12 protein-coding genes and 8 tRNA genes are annotated in these 18,448 nt (G+C 68.5%); 3 read left to right on the top strand and 17 right to left on the bottom strand.

What is annotated here, in order from left to right; genetic code table 11:
• Positions 1–405 precede the first annotated feature (405 nt).
• The gene (locus ACZ5UM_RS10715) at positions 406–3,039 is read left to right on the top strand and encodes a transglycosylase domain-containing protein (protein ID WP_464848350.1); all 2,634 of its coding nucleotides are present in this window, start codon (positions 406–408) and stop codon (positions 3,037–3,039) included.
• A 170-nt stretch (positions 3,040–3,209) separates the two neighbouring features.
• Positions 3,210–4,457: an HD domain-containing protein gene (locus tag ACZ5UM_RS10710; protein ID WP_464844055.1), complete on the top strand. Its 1,248-nt coding sequence runs from the start codon at positions 3,210–3,212 to the stop codon at positions 4,455–4,457.
• Between the two features lie 104 nt (positions 4,458–4,561).
• Here the strand turns inward: ACZ5UM_RS10710 and ACZ5UM_RS10705 are convergent, their stop codons facing one another.
• The 4 genes from ACZ5UM_RS10705 to ACZ5UM_RS10690 all read right to left on the bottom strand — a co-directional run bounded on the left by ACZ5UM_RS10705 (position 4,562) and on the right by ACZ5UM_RS10690 (position 10,757).
• Positions 4,562–6,943 carry an endonuclease MutS2 gene (locus tag ACZ5UM_RS10705; RefSeq protein WP_464844053.1) on the bottom strand — a complete coding sequence of 794 codons (2,382 nt, stop codon included), beginning with the start codon at positions 6,941–6,943 and terminating at the stop codon, positions 4,562–4,564.
• Positions 6,944–7,117: 174 nt separating this feature from the next.
• Positions 7,118–8,032: an alkaline phosphatase family protein gene (locus ACZ5UM_RS10700; protein WP_464848349.1), complete on the bottom strand. Its 915-nt coding sequence runs from the start codon at positions 8,030–8,032 to the stop codon at positions 7,118–7,120.
• Positions 8,016–8,705 carry a DUF421 domain-containing protein gene (locus ACZ5UM_RS10695; RefSeq protein ID WP_464844051.1) on the bottom strand — a complete coding sequence of 230 codons (690 nt, stop codon included), beginning with the start codon at positions 8,703–8,705 and terminating at the stop codon, positions 8,016–8,018. Before ACZ5UM_RS10695 ends, ACZ5UM_RS10700 begins: the two co-directional genes overlap by 17 nt.
• Positions 8,706–8,795: 90 nt before the next feature.
• Positions 8,796–10,757 (bottom strand): ABC-F family ATP-binding cassette domain-containing protein, encoded by a 1,962-nt coding sequence (locus tag ACZ5UM_RS10690; protein WP_464844049.1) that lies wholly within the window; start codon positions 10,755–10,757, stop codon positions 8,796–8,798.
• Between the two features lie 465 nt (positions 10,758–11,222).
• Here ACZ5UM_RS10690 and ACZ5UM_RS10685 point away from each other — a divergent pair, with 465 nt between their 5' ends.
• Positions 11,223–11,675: a hypothetical protein gene (locus ACZ5UM_RS10685; RefSeq protein WP_464844047.1), complete on the top strand. Its 453-nt coding sequence runs from the start codon at positions 11,223–11,225 to the stop codon at positions 11,673–11,675.
• A gap of 113 nt (positions 11,676–11,788) precedes the next feature.
• On the opposite strand, the gene ACZ5UM_RS10680 is transcribed toward ACZ5UM_RS10685, so the two are convergent.
• The 13 genes from ACZ5UM_RS10680 to ACZ5UM_RS10620 form a co-directional block, all read right to left on the bottom strand.
• Positions 11,789–11,865: transfer RNA gene (locus ACZ5UM_RS10680), tRNA-Pro, on the bottom strand.
• A 196-nt stretch (positions 11,866–12,061) separates the two neighbouring features.
• Positions 12,062–12,138, bottom strand: a tRNA-Pro gene (locus ACZ5UM_RS10675).
• Positions 12,139–12,177: 39 nt separating this feature from the next.
• A tRNA-Ser gene (locus ACZ5UM_RS10670) sits at positions 12,178–12,268 on the bottom strand.
• Between the two features lie 5 nt (positions 12,269–12,273).
• Positions 12,274–12,350: transfer RNA gene (locus tag ACZ5UM_RS10665), tRNA-Arg, on the bottom strand.
• A 35-nt stretch (positions 12,351–12,385) separates the two neighbouring features.
• Positions 12,386–12,461, bottom strand: a tRNA-Ala gene (locus tag ACZ5UM_RS10660).
• 20 nt (positions 12,462–12,481) lie between these two features.
• Positions 12,482–12,558 (bottom strand) — tRNA-Asp (locus ACZ5UM_RS10655).
• A 55-nt stretch (positions 12,559–12,613) separates the two neighbouring features.
• A tRNA-Lys gene (locus ACZ5UM_RS10650) sits at positions 12,614–12,689 on the bottom strand.
• A 3-nt stretch (positions 12,690–12,692) separates the two neighbouring features.
• Positions 12,693–12,766: transfer RNA gene (locus tag ACZ5UM_RS10645), tRNA-Gly, on the bottom strand.
• 191 nt (positions 12,767–12,957) lie between these two features.
• Positions 12,958–13,980, bottom strand: a complete 1,023-nt coding sequence (locus ACZ5UM_RS10640; RefSeq protein ID WP_464844045.1) for an ABC transporter ATP-binding protein — start codon at positions 13,978–13,980, stop codon at positions 12,958–12,960.
• A complete protein-coding gene (locus ACZ5UM_RS10635; RefSeq protein ID WP_464844043.1) occupies positions 13,977–14,960 on the bottom strand; it encodes an ABC transporter ATP-binding protein in 984 nt (327 codons plus the stop codon). Before ACZ5UM_RS10635 ends, ACZ5UM_RS10640 begins: the two co-directional genes overlap by 4 nt.
• Positions 14,961–14,973: 13 nt before the next feature.
• Positions 14,974–15,819 (bottom strand): ABC transporter permease, encoded by an 846-nt coding sequence (locus ACZ5UM_RS10630; RefSeq protein ID WP_464844042.1) that lies wholly within the window; start codon positions 15,817–15,819, stop codon positions 14,974–14,976.
• A gap of 12 nt (positions 15,820–15,831) precedes the next feature.
• Entirely contained in the window at positions 15,832–16,842 is a 1,011-nt protein-coding gene (locus ACZ5UM_RS10625; RefSeq protein ID WP_464844040.1) for an ABC transporter permease, read from the bottom strand.
• Between the two features lie 17 nt (positions 16,843–16,859).
• Positions 16,860–18,443: an ABC transporter substrate-binding protein gene (locus tag ACZ5UM_RS10620; protein ID WP_464844038.1), complete on the bottom strand. Its 1,584-nt coding sequence runs from the start codon at positions 18,441–18,443 to the stop codon at positions 16,860–16,862.
• Between the last annotated feature and the right edge of the window lie 5 nt (positions 18,444–18,448).

Here is an 18,448-nt window from a genome sequence, read left to right as displayed (position 1 = left end):
CCGTTAACGGGGAACTTCCGGCCCGGCCTATCCATCTAACCAGATAAGGCGCCCATTCAGGCGCCCGCCGGCTGACCGACTCGGCGGGCGGCTCGGGAGGGTACTTCGACGCCGGGCCCCGGGGTTTCGCACCGCCCAACCCCTCTCTGGCGGCGGCTCCGATGTCTACTTCTCTCCGTCATCGCCGATTTGCCCCACATTCTAGCATAACCTGTCTACCCGTGCAATTCCGTGGCCCGACAGGAGTCTCGCCACATAGGGCGAATTCCTTTCCCGTTGTTGGAGGTGTTTCTGTTGCCGAATACTCGACGGCCTAACGGTTCACCACCGAAAAAGCCTCCCGGGAAGACGCGCACGCGCGGGCGCCGCTGGCTGCTCTACGCCTTCCTGCTCTTCCTCGCCGTGATGATCGGTGGCGCCGGACTGGCTGGCGCATACGTCTACCAGGCGTATCAGGACCTGCCTGCTTTTCACGAATTCGACCCTGACCTCACGTCGGTGATCTACGACCGCTACGGCAACAAGGTCTACGAGCTGGCCGCGGACGAGCACCGCACCCTGATCGATCTGGAAGACATCCCGGTCGATGTGCGGAACGCGATCATCGCCGTGGAGGACCGCCGCTTCAACGAGCACTTTGGCATCGACCCCATCCGGCTGGCTGGCGCGGTCTGGTCGGACATCAAGTACGTGCTGGGCGTGCCGGGGTCGCAGCTGGAGGGCGGCTCCACCATCACGATGCAGCTGGCCCGCAACGCCTTCCTGACGCTGGACCAGACCATCAAGCGCAAGGTCCAGGAGATGCTGATCGCCGTCCAGCTGGAGCGGCGGTACACCAAGAATGAGATCCTGGAGAAGTACCTCAACACGGTCGCCTGGGGCGGGACGGCGTACGGCATCGAGGCCGCTTCGCAGCTGTACTTCTCCAAGTCGGCCCGGGACCTCACCCTCTCGGAAGGGGCGCTCCTGGCCGGCATCCTGAAGGGCCCCTCGGAGTACAGCCCCTTCACCAACCTGGAGGGCGCGCTGGAGCGCCGGGAGATCGTGCTCGACCTCATGGTCGAGCAGGGCTACCTGGACGCGGCCGAGGCCGAACGGCTGAAGAAAGAGGTGCCCGAGATCAAGCGGGCGGAGATCACCCCCACGACGGTCACCTTCACCGGCGACTGGTACGTGGATTACGTGATCCAGATCCTCACCGACCCGGAAGAGGCAGCCAAGTACAACCTGATCACGTTCAGTTACGACGACCTGTACCAGAAGGGCCTGCGCATCTACACAGCCCTGGACCCCGAGAAGCAGCGGATCGCCCAGGAGAAGCTGTGGGAGATCATGCCCGCGGCCACCGTGGAGTACAGCGGCAGCGAGGACACCGAGGTGCCTGAGGCCGCCGTCGTGGTGATGGACCACACCAACGGCCACGTCCTGGCCCTGGTGGGCGGCATGGAGCACAAGCATATGCTGGGCTTCAACCGGGCCACCCAGGCCCGCCGCGACCCCGGCTCCACCATCAAGCCGATCGTGGCCTACCTGCCGGCCATCGACCTGCTGGGCTGGGGGCCGGCGACCATCATCGACGACTCCCCGCCCCGCCTGAACGAGGACGGAACCAACGTCTGGCCCGAGAACTACGAGTACAACTACCAGGGCCTGAAGACCATGCGGTGGGTGGTCGAGCAGTCCCGCAACGCCGCCGCCGTGCGCACCCTGGAGGCGGTGACGCCCTCCAAGGGCCTGGAGTACGGCAAGAAGCTGGGCCTGCCGCTGGTCTCCCGTGCGGAGGACCCGGCCTACAACGACGAGAACCTCGCCCTCACCCTGGGCGGCCTGACCCGGGGCGTCACCCCCCTGGAGATGACCGCCGCCTTCGGCGTGCTGGGCAGCCTGGGACAGAAGACCGACCCCGTGGTCATCACCCGCATCGAGAACAAGTACGGCGAGGTCATCTGGGAGGCCCGGCCCAAGGTGGAGCAGGTGGTCGACCGGAACTCGGCCTGGCTGATGGTCGACGTGCTGCGGGGCGTGCTGCAGCGGGGCACACCGGCCGCGGAGACCAGGGGCTGGCACGGCTGGCCCGCCGCCGGCAAGACCGGGACCACCGAGGACTGGCACGACGCCTGGTTCATTGGGTTCACGCCCGACCTGGTGGTCGGCGTTTGGACGGGCTACGACAACGACGACGGGGTGCGCAGGCGTCTGCCCCACGGCGGGCAGGGCTGGAAGAACTGGACCGGCGCCGGGCCGCCCACCCGCATCTGGACGGCGATCATGAACGAGTACTACACCGAGGCCCCGGCCGACTGGGAGCGGCCCCGGGGCGTGGTACAGGCGAAGTACTGCGGGATCACCGGCAACCAGCCCTCCGTCTGGTGCCCGCAGGACGAGGTGAAGACCGACTGGTTCCTGGTGGGGCACGAACCCAAGCCGGAGACCTGGTTCCAGCAGGTGCAGGTGGTGCAGGTGCCGTTCCTGACCACCTCCGACGGCCGGGAGGTCAAGCGTTACCTCCTCTGGCAGGAAGGCTGCGAGGGCACCCCCGAGACCCTCACGCTGATCAAGCGGCCCACCACGTGGGTGAAGCACCCCACCAACCCCAACAACATCTGGCGCTACTGGCCGGCGGACTGGTGGAAGGAAGTGCCCACGGAGTACTGCACGCCGGTGCAGGACGGCCCCGGAACCGACGGCGGCCCGGGGGACCCGGGCCAGAACCCCGGCGTCCCGGGCAGCGGCCGCAACCAGGGCAACCAGGGCGCCGGCCCGGGCGCTGACGGCCGCGGCGCCGGCAGCGGAACCGGGCAGAGCGGCACCGGCTCGACCGGCACCGGGACCCGGCCGGGCTCCGGGAACGCCGGCAGCGGCACCGGAGGTGCGGGCAACAGCGGCGGGGACAACACGGGCAACGGCACCGGCGGCAGCCCGGACGCAGGCTCGGGCACTGGCGCCGGCGGCACCGGATCCGGGGGCAGCACCGGCAGCACGGGATCTGGAAACGGCACCGGCCGCAGCTCCGGGGAAGACGGGGCGCCCCGGCCGTAACGGCATCCGCACGATATGGAATCAGGGGGAACTGGTGGACAGCCAGTTCCCCCTTCTCATGCGGTCCTGCCGCAGCGGTCTTGTACGGCGCCGCGGTGCCCTTCAGCACCCAGCCCGCCGCAGCAGGTTTCGCCCCGATTCAGGCCGAAACTACCGTTCGGGTGATGATCATGCAAGTGCGCGACCCCGTCCACGGGGACATCTACCTCACCGAGACCGAGGTCCGGGTGCTGGACACCCGGGAGATGCAGCGGCTCCGGAGCATCAAGCAGCTGGGCGCGGCCCACCTCGTCTTCCCCGGCTGCGTCCACACCCGGTTCGACCACAGCCTGGGGGCGCTGCACATGGCGCACCGCATCCTGGAATCCCTGGAGCGGAACGGCTTCACCATCGCCCCCGAAGAGGCGCAGCTGGTGCGGCTGGCGACCCTGGTGCACGACGTGACGCACATCCCGTACGGGCACACCTTCGAGGATGAGCGGCAGATCTTCCCGCGCCACGACGCCGGCCCCAGACTGGAGCACTTCCTGGGCATCCAGAGCGAGCTGGGCCGGGCCCTGGCCGCCTCGGGGTACCTGGACGGGGTGAAGGCGATCCTCACCGGCCGGCCGCCCGCACCGTGGATGGGCCAGATCGTCTCCTCCACCATCGACGCGGACCTGCTGGACTACCTGCGCCGCGACTCCTTCTTCGCCGGGCTGCGGATGAACTACGACGACCGGGTCCTCTCCTACTTCATCAAGGAGGACGGCCGGCTGCTGATCAACATGGTCAAGCACGGGCTGGACCGGCCCGACGCCCGCACCGAGGTCATCCACCTGCTGCGCATGCGCTACGTCCTGACCGAGCGGCTCTACCTGCACCACGCCAAGATCGCGGCAGGCGCGATGATCTCCAAGGCGGTGGAGCTGCACACCCGGCACACCGGGCTTCGGGAAGAGGCGCTCTACGGCCTGGGGGACCAGACCTTCCTGGACCTGCTGGCCCGGCTGCCGGGGCCTGGGATCATCCAGCAGCTGGTGGAGGGGGTCATCGAGCGGCGGCTGTACAAGCGGGCCTATGTGCTCTCCGGCGACACCCTGGGGCCCGAGCGTGATGCCTTCATCGCCCGCTACGGCGGCCAGTCGGCGGCCCGGGAGGAGCTGGAAGAGCAGATCGCCCGGCGGGCCAGGCTGAAGCCCGGCCAGGTCATCGTCTACTGCCCGAAGGCCAGTTTCTTCAAGGAAGTGCACGTGCCCGTCCGCTCCCGCCACGGGGTCGGCCCGCTGCTGGAGCTGGACCGCTCCGGCGAGGTCGCCGCCATGGCCAGGCAGTACGAAGGCCTGTGGCGGACGTACGTCTTCTGCCCGGCGGAGAAATTGGAGGCGGTGCGCCGGGCGTGCGAGAAGATCTTCGGGTACGAGAGCGAGTACCGGTAGCTGCGGCGTGCAGATACTGCGTTGGCCCCGCCTGTGCGGCGGGGCCAACGCGCTCTCCGATCCGCAGGGCGGACCACGCGTGCTCGCCGGGGCCGCCTTTTCACTCACTCCCGCAGCTTCGCCACCGTCACGCCGTCGCCGCCCTCGCCGATGCCGCCCAGGCGGTAGGACTCCACCCGGCGGTCGCGGCGCAGGGCCTCCGTCACCGCCTTGCGCAGGGCGCCGGTGCCCTTGCCGTGGATGATGCGCACCTGCGGCAGGCCCGCCAGCATCGCGTCGTCCAGGAACTTGTCCACCCGCTCCAGGGCCTCGTCCACCATCAGCCCCCGCAGGTCGACCTCCGGCGACATCTCCCGCGCCTTGCTCACCGCCAGCCCCTTCCCGCCGGTGCGGCCGCCGGCGGCCGCGCGGGCCGCTGCGGCCGGCTGCTCCTCCTCCGCCCGCTCCAGGTCGTCCAGGGCGACGGTCAGCTTGATGATGCCCGCCTGAACCAGGACGTTCCCGTCGGCGTCGGGTTCGGCCAGCACATGGCCCTTGGTGTCCAGCGACACGATGCGCACGGCATCGCCCGGCTTCAGCCCCCGGGGCACCTCGCCCCTGCGGCGGGCGCGCAGTTCCTCCTCACCGGGTTCCACGGCCTCCCGCGCCCGGGCAAGCCGGCTGCGGGCAGACTGGATCGTCTGCATCCGCTCGGCCTCCCGCTGCGCCCGCAGCGCCTGCTTCAGCTCGGCGATCACCGCCTCGGCCTCCCGCCGGGCGGTGGCCAGGATCTGCTGCGCCTGCGCCCGGGCCTTCTCCACCGTCGCGGCGGCCTTCGCCTTCGCGTCGCCGTAGCGCCGCTCGTACTCGTCCCGCATCCGCTGCGCCTCCGCCCGCAGGCGGCGGGCCTCGGCCAGCTCCTTCTCCAGCTCCGCCCGGGTGGCATGGATGCCCTGGATCAGGTCCTCCACCCGCTCCTGCTCCTTCGTCAGGAACTGGCGGGCCCGGTCGACGATATGCGGCGAGAGCCCCAGCCGCCGGGAGATCTCAAACGCATTGGACGAGCCCGGCACGCCGATCAGCAGCCGGAAGGTGGGCTGCAGCGTCTCCACGTCAAACTCCACCGAGGCGTTCTCCACCCGGCTGCGGGTGTAGGCGTAGGTCTTCAGTTCGGAATAGTGGGTGGTGGCCACCGTCTTCGCCCCGCGCCGGTGCAGGTGCTCCAGGATGGACATGGCCAGGGCAGCGCCCTCGGTGGGATCGGTGCCCGCACCGAGTTCGTCCAGCAGCACCAGGGCAGGGCCGTCGAGCGCATCCAGGATGCGGATGATGTTGGTCATGTGGCCCGAGAACGTGGAGAGCGACTGCTCGATGGACTGCTCGTCGCCGATGTCCACGAAGACCTGCCGGAAGATGCCCGCCCGGGTGCCGTGACCCGCGGGCAGGTGAAGGCCGGCCTGAGCCATGAGGACGAAGAGCCCCATCGTCTTCAGGGCCACCGTCTTGCCGCCCGTGTTGGGGCCGGTGATCACCAGCGTGTCGAACGTGAGGCCAATGTGGACGTCGATGGGCACGACGCGGCCCTTGAGGAGCGGGTGCCGACCCTTGCGGATCTCCAGGACCGGCTCCCGCACCAGCTCGGGCTCGGTGCAGTCCAGGTCCAGCGAGAGCTTGCCCTTGGCCGAGGCGAAGTCGATCTGCGCCACGGCCTGCAGCGTGTCCAGGAGGGCATCGGCCTCATCCGCCACCCGCGCCGAGAGGCGGGTGAGGATGCGCGCCACCTCCTCCCGCTCCTTCAGGGCCAGCTCCCGCAGGTCGTTGTTCATCTCCACGATGGCCATGGGCTCGATGAAGAGCGTCGAGCCGGAGGCGGACTGATCGTGCACGATTCCCGGCACCTGCGCCCGGTACTCGATCTTCACCGGCACCACGAACCGGCCCTCGCGGATGGTCACGATGGGGTCCTGGAGATACTTGGCCGCAGGGCCCCGTACGAAGCTCTCCAGCCGCTCCTTCATACGGTTCTGCAGGACGCGCATCGAGCGGCGGATCTCCGCCAGCGCCGGACTGGCGTCGTCCCGCACCTCGCCGTGCTCATCCACCGCCTGCCGGATCTCGGCCTCCAGGTGGCTGAAGGTGCCGAGCATGCGGGACAGCGCGGCCAGGATGGGCACGTCCTCCTGCTCCTCCAGGAACCGCTTCAGGCGGCGGCTGCTGGCGGCCGTGTCCGCGACATCCAGCAGGTCGCCCGGCTCCAGCATCCCGCCTCGCACCGCCCGGCCCACGTGCGGGCGCAGGTCGTGCAGGCCGCCCAGCGGAATGGCGTGGCCGCCCAGGTAGAGCCGCCGGGCCTCGCTGGTCTCGGCCTGCCGGTGCTGCACTTCCAGGAAGTCGGTCGCGGGCATGAGCGACTCCACGACCTCCCGGCCCAGCGAAGTCGCGGTGCGTTCGGCCAGCATCTCCTTGATCTTGGCGAACTCCAACGTTCGCAGGGTACGTTCGTCCATAGCGCTGTTGTATCCATGCTCCTCTCATTCGGTCAGCGGGGCGCAGGGCCCGCCGTACAGTCTTGACGTCCTGGCGCGGGGATTGTTCCTGCAGCGCGCACTGGCGCTGCTTCCAACCGCGTCAGACACAGCACGAGCCGGCCCCGGACCGGCGCAGGGGCAGGCCCTTGCGGTTCACCCGATCACATCCAGGATCGCCGGGGCGATGTCCGTCAGCGACCGGATGCGCCCGGCCACATCGGCCGCGCCCGGGCCCCGCACGATGGTCGCGACGGGGTTGGCCGTGTGCGGCTTCACCGACAGGTCCTCGATGTTGCCGTGGTCAGAGGTGATCACCAGCAGGTGGTCGGGCGGCAGCGCCTCCAGGAGGCCCCCCAGGAAGCGGTCCACCCGCTCCAGCACCCTGCAGGCCTCCGCCATGTCGCGCGCGTGGCCCGCCCGGTCAGTGAGGAAGTGCTCGTACAGCGTGAAGTGGTGCTCAGCCGCCACCCGGGCCGCGCGCCGGCCCGCCTCCGCGGGGTCGACGGGGTCCAGGTCGTAGCCCATCTCCCGGAGGACGTGGTGGTCGATGTCAAACCCCACTGCCTCCCCCCGGCGGAGGTCGTCGAAGCTGCGGAACACGTGCAGGCCGGCGGCCAGCGCGGCGACGGTCGAGGCCGACGGCCGGTAACGCCGGTCTGGCTGCGGGGGCTGCCCCGCGGCCACCCACTCGAAGAACTCGGGGCGGAACGCGTTGAGGAAGGTGGCCGTGAGCCCCCGCTCCACCACCCGCTTGAAGATCGAGTGCTCGCTGAGGATCGCCTTCAGCGCGGGAGTCGGGTACGCGTTCAGGTGCCGGCCGATCGCCCTGGCCCCGTTCTGCCCGGTGAAGATGGCGGTCTGCCCCGTGGCGCTCTGGGGCAGGCCGGGCACGTCCAGGGAAGGGTCGGTGACGACGGCCGCCACGTCCTTCCCCCGGTAGGGCACCGACCCGCGCCAGAGCGGCCTTCCGCCCAGCAGGGACCGGAAGGCCGGCATGTCCGCCGTGAGCAGCGGGTTGCGCGCCGGGTCGTCGTCGCCCAGGCCCATGCCGTCAATGAAGAACATCATCACCTTCACCGTACCACCTCCGGCCGTCGGGCCGCCGAACCGCTGCGCGGGCCTGCTCGGCAACCGCCTGCCGCACCGCCCGCTCCACGGCCTCCTGCACCAGCGCGGGCAGCAGCCGGGCGATGGCGGCTTCCACCGCGCGCTCCACGTCGCGCGGCGTCGCCGGCCCCGCCTCCCGCTTCAGGATGACGCTGATGCCGCCGGCCTGCTCCATCCAGGCCTCCTTCACCTCCGACACGTCCTCCACCTCCTTGTGGCGGAGGGCCGTCATGAGGTCGGCCATGGACACGCGCTCTTTGAGAAGATTACGCCTCAGCACCCGGCCATCCTTCACCAGCAGCGTGGGAAAGCCCTCGGTCAGCCGCTCGAACCCCTTCCAGTGCAGGTTGACGGTGGTGAGGGCCACGTGCAGGCCGCCGAGCAGCGCCACAGGAATGAGCCCGTGCAGGAAATCGACGTCCACCTCGCTGATGGGGATGGCTGCGACCTCGCCGATCATGATCATCATCGCCAGGTCGAACGGGGCCAGGTTGGCGATGGAGCGCTTGCCGGTCCACCGGACGACGATCATCACGAGGACGAACGTCAGGACCGTGCGCACCAGCAGCACGGGCACGTGCTGAAACAGCTCCTTCGCCCAGTCAGTGGTGAAAATCTGCGCCAGGATCCACACCCTCGGTTCAACGCCCCTTTCCCGCGGGTCCCGCCGGACCGCTCCCATAGGATACCCCGGGGACGGCGTTTGAACGGGGCGTGGGCCGGCCTAGCGGCCGGCCAGCTCGGCGAGCTCCTCCCATTCGACGTAGAGCCGCTCCAGCTCGGCCTGCACGGCCTGGTACTCCGCCACGGCCTCCCGGCCCGTGGCGCTCTTGTAGATGTCCGGATCGGCCATCCGCTGCTCCAGCTCAGCCTTGCGCTCCTCCAGCGCCTGGATCGCGGCCTCCAGCCGCCGGACCGCCTCTGCGGCCTTCCGCTCCTCCTTGCGGGAGCGCGCCGCCGGGCGGCCTCCCGCGGGCGCCTGCGCCCCTCCTCCCGCCCGGCCCGCCGGCTGGCCGGCTGTCGCCCGGCCGCTGGCCGCGGCCTGGGCCGCCTCGGCCGCCTGGGCCGCGAGCGCGGCCAGCCGCTCCTTCTCCTCCCGGTAGGCCGTGTAGTTGCCCTCATAGACCGCGATGCCGTCCGGGTTGCCGAACTCCCAGACGTGCGTGGCGATCCGGTCGACGAAGAACCGGTCGTGGGAGACGAACAGGATGGTGCCCGGGAAGGCCCGCAGGGCGTCCTCCAGCACCTGCTTGGACTCCAGGTCCAGGTGGTTGGTGGGCTCGTCCAGCAGGAGCACGTTGGCGCCGCTGACCATGAGCTTGGCCAGGATCAGTCGGTTGCGCTCGCCGCCGGAACAGTCGCCGATGCGCTTGTAGGCGTCCTCGCCGGAGAAGAGGAACTGGCCCAGCAGGGAGTGGGCGTCGAACCTGGTGAAGCCCGGCAGCTCCATGATCTCCTCCAGGCAGGTGCGGTCCGGGTCCAGGTCGTCCAGATCCTGGCTGAAGTAGCCCCGCTGGACGCCCACGCCCCACCGGTAGGCGCCGGCGCTGGGCTCGAGCAGGCCGTGGATGATCTTCAGGAAGGTGGTCTTGCCGGAGCCGTTGGGGCCCACCAGCGCCACCCGGTCGCCCTTGTGCAGGGTGAGATCGACGTTCCGGAACAGGGTGCGGTCGCCGAAGGACTTGGCGAGCCCCTCCACCTGCAGCACGTCGTCGCCGGACTCGTAGTCGACGTCGAAGGAGAGCTTCATCGTGCGCCGGCGCACCTGCGGCCGCTCCATGACCTCCATCTTCTCCAGCTGCCGCTTGCGGGCCATCGCCTGCCCCTTGCGCCGGGCGTTGCTCCGCCACTTCTCGTAGAACGTGCGCAGCCGCTCGATCTCCCGCTGCTGCCGCTCGTACTCCGAGAGCAGGGCCTCCTGCCGCCGCTTCTTCTCCTCCAGGTAGTAGGAGTAGTTGCCGTAGTACATATCGCAGGTGTGGTTGTCCAGTTCCAGGACGCGGCTGATGACCCGGTCCAGGAAGTAGCGGTCGTGGGAGACGAGGATGGCCGCGGACTTCATCTGCCGGAAGTAGCCTTCCAGCCACTCCACCGCCTGCAGGTCCAGGTGGTTGGTGGGCTCGTCCAGGAGCATCAGGTCTGGCTCCTCCAGCAGGATCTTCGCCAGCCCCAGGCGGACCTTCTGGCCGCCCGACAGCACCTCCACCGGCTTCTCCAGGTCGGCCTCGGTGAAGCCCAGGCCGAAGAGCACCGCCCGCACCCGGGCGGGGGCGTCGTAGGCGCCGGCCGCTTCGTAGAGGGCTGTCACGCGGGTGTATTCATCCATGATCGCCTGGAGGGCCTCCTCCGACTCCGCCTCGCCCATGCGCGCCTCCAGAGCCCGCAGGTCCCGCTCCCACTTGGCCAGGTGGCTGAATACCGACCGGGCCTCCTGGAAGACAGTGCGGCCAGGCGTGAGGTCGGGATCCTGGCTCAGGTAGCCGATGCGGGTGCCGGCGGGCATGATGATCTGCCCCTCGTCGTACTCCATGCGGCCCAGCAGGATCCGGAGCAGCGTCGTCTTGCCGCTGCCATTGGGGCCCACGAGGGCCATCTTCTCGCCCTCGTTCAGCAGAAACGAGATATCCTTGAACAGCAGGTCGACCCCCCAGTACTTGGCGAGCCCCTGCACGGTCAGAATCGCCATGGTCCGTCGCTCCTTCCGTTCCGGGAAGCGGCAGGCGGATGTGTCGCACAGACACGCAAAAGCCGCGGGTAAGCCCTCTTACCGCGGCGCCCTGTCTACGCGCGGGTGAGGCTTTCCGCCCTGCCAGGCCGATACCGTTGCGTCCTGCCCTCAAAAGGGCACACGGCTCCCGTGCGCACAAGGCACACAGGCTAGCACGGACGCACGGCCAGCCGCATCATGGCGTTCTCCTCTCCCCCGATTCCTACAGATTTACATTCATGGTACGCTACCCGTTCCGGCACTGTCAAGCCGCGCGGGGCTGGCGGGGCGGCCTGCGCCCCGGTTCCGGCATGCCCTCCGCTCTGCCGTAACCAACGACAGGTCAGCGTCGTTTCACCGATCAGACGACACGGACGAGCCAAAGGGAGGATCGCCGAGGTGAAGTCGAGGTATTGGTGGGGGGGCGGAGGCGCAGCCGCGTTCATGGCTGTGCTGGTCTGGCTTGGGGCGGTTCTGACGTCTGCTGATCAGCCAGGCCATGCTGTGCCTGAGCAGGAGTGTTCCTGTCTGGAGGTGCAGATGGAGAACGACCGGCTGATGCGCGACCTCAGCGGTCTGAAAGGGGAAATCGAGGCACTTCGATCCAGACCCCACACACAGCTGTTCCATTCATCCAAAGTCTTGGCGGAAAAAGGCCTGGACGATCCTGTCCGTGCTTTGGTCGCGGATCTGAAGCAACGTGAAGATCTCATTCCCATGGCCGGTGTACTGGGAGGCACCATGCGCTTCCGCAATGAGGCGTCATGGGTCATCACCGACAAATGGGTTCTGGCTCACTTTGATGATGGACACAAAGGCGGAACACTGCTCTTGGCGTACAGCGTCGATCATAACGGAAACATTCACTGGACCGTCATGGACTTCGCTCCCCACTGAGTTTCCGCCTGCGAGAACGCGAACGGGCGCCTTCATCGCACAACGAAGCGACCGCACGCCTTCCGGGTTGCGCACCCGAAAGTCGTGCGGTCGCTCGCGCCAATCGATGGACTTGGTCGGGGTGACAGGATTTGAACCTGCGACCTCACGGTCCCGAACCGTGCGCTCTACCAAGCTGAGCCACACCCCGAGATAAGCGGTGAGCGGTGGGCAGTGCGACTTAGGCGCCAGGCGGCGAGACGTTGTGGGCGGTGGTGCACTTCTTACCGGGCGCCTTCCAAGCTGCCCAAACGGCAACCACTGCTGTGACAGGCGACCACCTTGCGCAGCGCTGCCGGGCTTCCCACTTGGATGGCAGACGTGCTCGCGCACATCTGCCATCCAAATGGTCGGGCTGACAGGATTTGAACCTGCGACCTCTTCCACCCCAAGGAAGCGCGCTACCAAGCTGCGCCACAGCCCGATTCTGCACGCCCAGGCCGGGGGGTTCCCGGCCCGGGCCTGGCGGAGAGGGTGGGATTCGAACCCACGGTACGGTTATCCCGTACACAGCATTTCCAGTGCTGCACCTTCGACCACTCGGACACCTCTCCAGTGTTGGCGCGCCGGGCAGGATTCGAACCTACGACCACCTGATTCGTAGTCAGGTACTCTATCCAGCTGAGCTACCGGCGCATGCCATCCGGCCGCGGTCTCAGGCGGCCGGACTCTGGTGGAGCTAAGGGGATTCGAACCCCTGACCTCGTGAGTGCGATTCACGCGCTCTCCCAACTGAGCTATAGCCCCATCTGTATGGGAAAGAAAGATGGCGGAGGCGACGGGATTCGAACCCGCGATCTCGGCCGTGACAGGGCCGCATGTTAGGCCTCTACACCACGCCTCCGTTGCGGTCACGGACGAAGCGTATTATAACAGGACTCTGGATATTATGCAACCCCTGGTGGACCGCGTAGGACTCGAACCTACAACCTGCCGATTAAGAGTCGGATGCTCTACCAGTTGAGCTAGCGGTCCATGTGGAGCGGGTGATGGGAATCGAACCCACGTCTTCAGCTTGGGAAGCTGACGTTCTACCATTGAACTACACCCGCAGGTGGTTCCGGCCGTTCAGGGTCACCCCGTCGCCCGGTCGGCAAGGAATAATGATAGCGCAAAAGAACCGATCGCGCAACCCGTCGGGCCGAAGCAGAACTTGCCTGCAAAATCGCCGGGGAACCCCCTTGGGGACCGGGCGCCAGTTCGGGGGCTATAGACCCAGCCCCCGAACTGTTCTGCGCGCATCTCATCCCGAGCTGGCGGCCGCGGACGGGCTCTCCCGGGCCGCGTCGGTGTCGTAGATGTGGCACGACACCCACCGGCCGGGCCCCTGCGGCGCCAGCACCGGCCGCACCGTGCGGCACACCTCGCCGACGACGGCCGGGCACCGGGGATGGAACGGGCAGCCAGGCGGCGGGTCCAGCGGGCTGGGCGGGGTGCCCTGGAGGATGATCCGCTCCCGCTGGCCCTGCCCCGGCGCAGCGGAGAGCAGCGCACGGGTGTACGGGTGCAGCGGGTCCTCGAACAGCGGCTCGGTGGGGCCGATCTCCACGATCTGACCCAGGTACATCACCGCCACCCGGTTGCTCAGGTGGCGCACCACGCTCAGGTCGTGGGAGATGAAGAGGTAGGTCAGCCTGAGCTCCTGCTGCAGGTCCTCCAGCAGGTTGATGATCTGCGCCTGCACCGAAACATCCAGCGCCGAGACCGGCTCGTCGGCGACTATCAGCCGGGGGTGCATCGCCAGCGCCCGGGCAATGGCGATGCGCTGCCGCTGGCCGCCGCTGAACTGGTGCGGGTACCGGTCCAGCTGGCGGGCGGACAGGCCGACCCGCTCCATCAGCGCGGCGGCCTCCTCCTGCCGCTCCCGCTTCGAGAGGCCCCGCAGCGCCAGCGGCACGGAGAGGATCTGCCGCACCGTCTTGCGGGGGTTCAGCGAGGCGTACGGGTTCTGGAAGACGATCTGCGCCTGCTGCCGGAACCGGCGGAGGCCGGCGGCATCGAGCTTGAACACGTCCTGCCCGTCGAACCGCACCTCGCCCCGGGTGGGCTCGTACAGCCGCAGGATCGTCCGGCCCAGGGTCGACTTGCCGGAGCCGCTCTCCCCCACCAGCCCCAGCGTCTCCCCCTCGTGCAGGTCGAAGGACACGCCGTTCACCGCGTGGAGCACACGGTTGCCCTGGCCGGTCAGCAGCCGGTGAAGGACCGTGCGCGGCAGGACGAAGTGTTTGTACAGATCCCGGACTTCGAGCAGGGGCGGCCCGCTCATCCCGCCATCACCTCCTCCGTCCGGATGCAGCTGACCTCCCGGCCGTCCTGCAGCACCGTGAGGGGGATCTCCTGCTCACGGCACTCCGGCAGGGCATAGGCGCACCGGTCGGCGAAGGCGCAGCCGCGCGGCAGGTGGGTGAGGTCGGGCAGCGAGCCGGGAATCGGCTCCAGCCGCCCCTTGCGGCCGCCCCAGCTCGGCAGGCAGCCCACCAGTCCCCGGGTGTACGGGTGGCGCGGGGCGTTCACCACCTGATCCGCCGGCCCCACCTCCACGATGCGTCCGGCGTACATCACGGCGATGCGGTCGCAGAACTCGGCCGCCAGCCCGATGTCATGGCTCACCAGCAGGATGGCGGTGTTCCGCTCCCGGTTGATCTCCTTCAGCAGGTCCAGGATCTGCGCCTGGATCGTGACGTCCAGGGCCGTGGTGGGCTCGTCCGCCAGGAGCAGCCGGGGATTGCAGGCCAGGGCGGAGGCGATCAGGACGCGCTGCAGCATCCCGCCGCTGAACTGGTGCGGGTAAGCCCGGTACCGCTGGGCGGCATTCGTGATCCCCACCGCCTCCAGCAGCCGGATCACCCGCTCCCGCTCCTCGGCCCGGGACTTGCAGTAGCGGTGCACCCGCAGGCTCTCCCGCACCTGCTCGCCGATGGGCATGGCGGGGTTCAGGGCGGTCATCGGATCCTGGAAGACCATGCCGATCTCATACCCGCGCACGGCCCGGTAGGCCGCCGGGGAGAGCTGCGTCAGCTCCCGCCCCTTCAGCCGCACCGAGGAGCCCGGCAGAATGCGCCCGGGACGGGAGATCAGGCCCATCACCGCCAGCAGCACGGTCGACTTCCCGGACCCGGACTCGCCGATCAGCCCGACGATCTCGCCGGCGTTCACCTCCAAGCTCACGCCGTCCACCGCGCGCAGGGGGCCCCGGGGCGAGGGAAACTCCACCGAGAGGTTTTCGATGACCAGCAGTTTCTCCACTCCGCTTCCTCCCTTACCGCCGCAGGCGGGGATCCAGCGCTTCCCGCAGCCCCTCGCCGAACAGGTTGATGGCCAGCACGAGCCCCACGATGGCCAGGCCGGGCATCGTCGCGACCCACCACGCGTTCAGCATCTGGTCGCGGCCGGCGCTCACCATCGACCCCCACGCGGGGATGGACGGCGGGATGCCCAGTCCCAGGAACGAGAGCGAGGCCTCCATGATGATCATGTAGCCCATGCGCAGGGTGCCCAGGACCAGCAGGGAATGGTAGATGTTGGGCAGCACCTCGCTGACGATGATTGCCGCCGGCCGGCGACCCAGCGCCCGGGCGGCCTCCACGTACTCCTTGGTGTTCTCGGTGAGCATCTCGCCCCGGGCGAGCCGGTAAAACTCTACCCAGGCCTTGAAGCAGAGGGCGATGATCAGGTTGCCGAAGCCCGGCCCGATGATGGCCATGGCGAAGATGGTGAAGAGGAGATAGGGAAAGCCCATCAGCAGATCGGCGATCCGGGAGAGGATGCGGTCCACCCAGCCCCGCCAGTAGCCGGCGATGCAGCCCAGCAGCGTGCCCACCGCGAGCGAGATCGCCACCGAGATCAGCCCGACCAGGAGCGACACCCGGGCGCCGTAGAGGATGCGGGAAAAGATGTCGTACCCCAGCTGGTCGGTTCCGAGAAGGTGGGTCACGCTCCCGCCTTCCAGAAAGGCCGGGGGCCTGAGGCGGTTCGCCAGGTCCATCTGCCGCGGTTCATAAGGCGCGATCACCGGGGCAAAGAGCGCGGCGAAGGCGTAGACCAGGATGACGATCAGGCCGATCGTCGCGCCGGGGTTGGTGAACAGGCGGCGCCAGAAAGCCATCTTCCACCTCCTCTACAGTTCCAGCTTCGGGTTCAGCTGCGTGTAGAGAATGTCCACGAGCAGGTTCGCAAGCAGGAAGGTCAGCGCGTAGAGCATGACCGCCCCCTGCACCAGCGCGTAATCCCGGGCAAAGATCGCGCCCACGACCAGCCGGCCCAGGCCGGGCCAGCCGAAGACGGTCTCGACGATCATGTTCCCGCCCAACAGCACGCCGAGCTGCAGCCCCGTCACCGTGACCGTGGGGATGAGCGCGTTGCGCAGGCCGTGGCGCAGCACGACCTGCCACTCCGGCACACCGCGGGAGCGGGCCGCCATGACGTAGTCCATCTGCAGCGCCTCCAGCATGGAGGAGCGGGTCACCCGCGCGATGATCGCGGTCAGCTCCGCGCCCAGGGTCACGGCGGGCAGCGCCAGATGGCGGAGGGCGTCCTTGAGCAGCGCCCAGTTCCGCGTCAGCACCGCGTCCAGCACGTAGAACCCGGTGAGATCAGGCGGGGTGAGCCCTGCCGACAGGCGGCCCTGCACCGGCGTCCACCCCAGGTGCACGGAGAAGAGCATGATGGCCATGATGCCCAGCCAGAAGGCGGGCATGGAGATGCCCAGGAACGAGAAGCCCATGGCGAGCCGGTCGAACCAGGAGTTCCGCCGGACGGCGGAGAGCACGCCGATAGGCAGGCCGACCAGCACGGCGAACGTGAGCGCCGCCAGGGCCAGCTCCACGGTGGCCGGGAAGGCCTCGCCGATGATGGTCGTCACCGGGCGCTGCTCCCGGAACGACATGCCGAGGTCGCCGCGGAGCAGCCCCCGCAGGAAGATGGAGAGCTGCTCCGACAGCGGCAGATCCAGATGCAGTTCGCGGCGGAGCGCGTCGATCTCGGCCTGGGAGACGTTGCCGGCCTGCCCCATCATGATGTCCACCGGGTCGCCGGGCAGAAGACGCACGAAGGCAAAGACGAGGAGCAGCAGCAAGAGCGACATCGGCAGGGCCGTAAGCACCCGCTCCAGAATCCGAATCGCCTTCACGCCGTCCGCCTCCTATCCTAGTCCGTCACGTACCCGGCCTCCTGCAGGAGCTGCTTCGCCAGCTGGGGATCGTACTGCAGCGGCTCCAGCGACGCGTCGTACCCGAAGCCGCTGGGCAGCATGGCCGTGGCCACGCGGTGCGCCCGGCCGCCGTAGATCTCCCGCAGGATGGCGTCCCAGTCGACCGCGTGGTTCAGGGCGCGCCGCACCCGGGCGTCGGTGAGCACCTGGTTGTTGAGCTCGATCATGTACAGCCGCGTGCCCTGGGTCGTCAGCACCTTCACGTTGCTGTCGGCCTCCAGCAGCGGGATCTGGTCGATGGGCACCTCCTGGATGATGTGGACCTCGCCGGCCTTCAGCGCCGCCACGCGGGTGGAGGGCTCCGGAATCATGCGGAAGGTGACCGTCTTCAGCTTGGGCGGCCCGACGGGCGGCAGGGCGTCCGACCCGCCGTAGTAGTCGTCAAACCGCTCCAGCACGATCTCGGAGTCCACCTGGCCGCGCACGAACTTGAACGGGCCGGTGCCCATGGGGTTCTCGGACAGGGCCTGGGACGAGCCCATCCGCTCCACGTGGGCCTTGGACACGATCTGGGTGTGCGGCAGCAGCTGGAGCCAGGTGGGGAACGGGTGCTCCAGCGTAAACTTCACCTCGTAGTCGCTCAGCTTCTCCACCGACTTGATGGGCCCCAGCAGGCCGAGGCGCGGCGACTGCTGGCCGTCGATGCCGTCGGGCGCCATGATGCGCTCGAAGGTGAAGACGACGTCGTCGGCCGTCATCTCGGTGCCGTCGTGGAACTTCACGCCCTGCTTCAGCCTGAAGATGTAGGTGGTCGGATCGGGCTGCTCCCAGGACTCCGCCAGCTCGGGCACGATCTCGCCAGTCGGCGTGCGGGTCACCAGGCCGTCGTAGATGTTCCGGATGACGGTCTCGGTGTCACGGTCCCGGTGGTTGGCCGGATCCAGCGACTGCAGCCGGTCCACGCGCATGCCGACCACCAGCGAGTCGGCGCCGGTGCGGCTCACGTCGTGCAGGTTGATGCGGCTGTCCATGGCCGGGGTGAAGCCCACCACATCGGCGGTGGTCGCCTCGACCACGTCCATGTAGTAGCCGAAGATCCAGGGCGCGTCCTCGATCAGGATCCGCTGCACCTGCTGATAGGCGCTGCGTCGGGCATCGGGATCGGTCCCGGACGCCCCCTCCTCCAGCAGGCGGTCCACCTCGGGATTGGAGTAGAACGAGTAGTTGCCGCGATCACCGGTCTTCAGCTTGGGCACGGCCAGGTCGTAGGGGTCGAAGGTGGAGCTGCCCCAGTCCTGGGTGTAGGCCACCCGGTTCCCCTGCTGGATCTCCTCCAGCAGGGCGTTCTTCTCCCAGATGCGCACCTCCGCCTGAATGCCGACCTGGCGCAGGTAATTGGCGACGGCCTCGGCCTCGGGAATGCGGCCCTGGAAGGCGTCGATCGTGATCGACAACCGCTCACCCTGGGCCTGCTGGCCGCCGGCACTGTCGCTCTGCTTGCCCGATGAGCAACCCGCCATGACCAGCAGCCCTGCAGCCATAGCGGCTGCCACCAGCCGGAAAGAACGTGCACGCTTCACCGGTT

The organism is Symbiobacterium ostreiconchae (assembly GCF_055396975.1).
The sequence above is the reverse complement of the archived record's forward strand: the minus strand, read 5'-3'. Positions and strand labels throughout refer to the sequence as shown.

Coding starts and splice junctions, on each gene's coding strand:
- ACZ5UM_RS10630 (WP_464844042.1), bottom strand. CDS start 15,819: ATGGCTTTCTGGCGCCGCCTGTTCACCAACCCCGGCGCGACGATCGGC.
- ACZ5UM_RS10715 (WP_464848350.1), top strand. CDS start 406: ATGATCGGTGGCGCCGGACTGGCTGGCGCATACGTCTACCAGGCGTAT.
- ACZ5UM_RS10700 (WP_464848349.1), bottom strand. CDS start 8,032: ATGATGTTCTTCATTGACGGCATGGGCCTGGGCGACGACGACCCGGCG.
- ACZ5UM_RS10690 (WP_464844049.1), bottom strand. CDS start 10,757: ATGGCGATTCTGACCGTGCAGGGGCTCGCCAAGTACTGGGGGGTCGAC.
- ACZ5UM_RS10685 (WP_464844047.1), top strand. CDS start 11,223: ATGGCTGTGCTGGTCTGGCTTGGGGCGGTTCTGACGTCTGCTGATCAG.
- ACZ5UM_RS10640 (WP_464844045.1), bottom strand. CDS start 13,980: ATGAGCGGGCCGCCCCTGCTCGAAGTCCGGGATCTGTACAAACACTTC.
- ACZ5UM_RS10710 (WP_464844055.1), top strand. CDS start 3,210: ATGCAAGTGCGCGACCCCGTCCACGGGGACATCTACCTCACCGAGACC.
- ACZ5UM_RS10705 (WP_464844053.1), bottom strand. CDS start 6,943: ATGGACGAACGTACCCTGCGAACGTTGGAGTTCGCCAAGATCAAGGAG.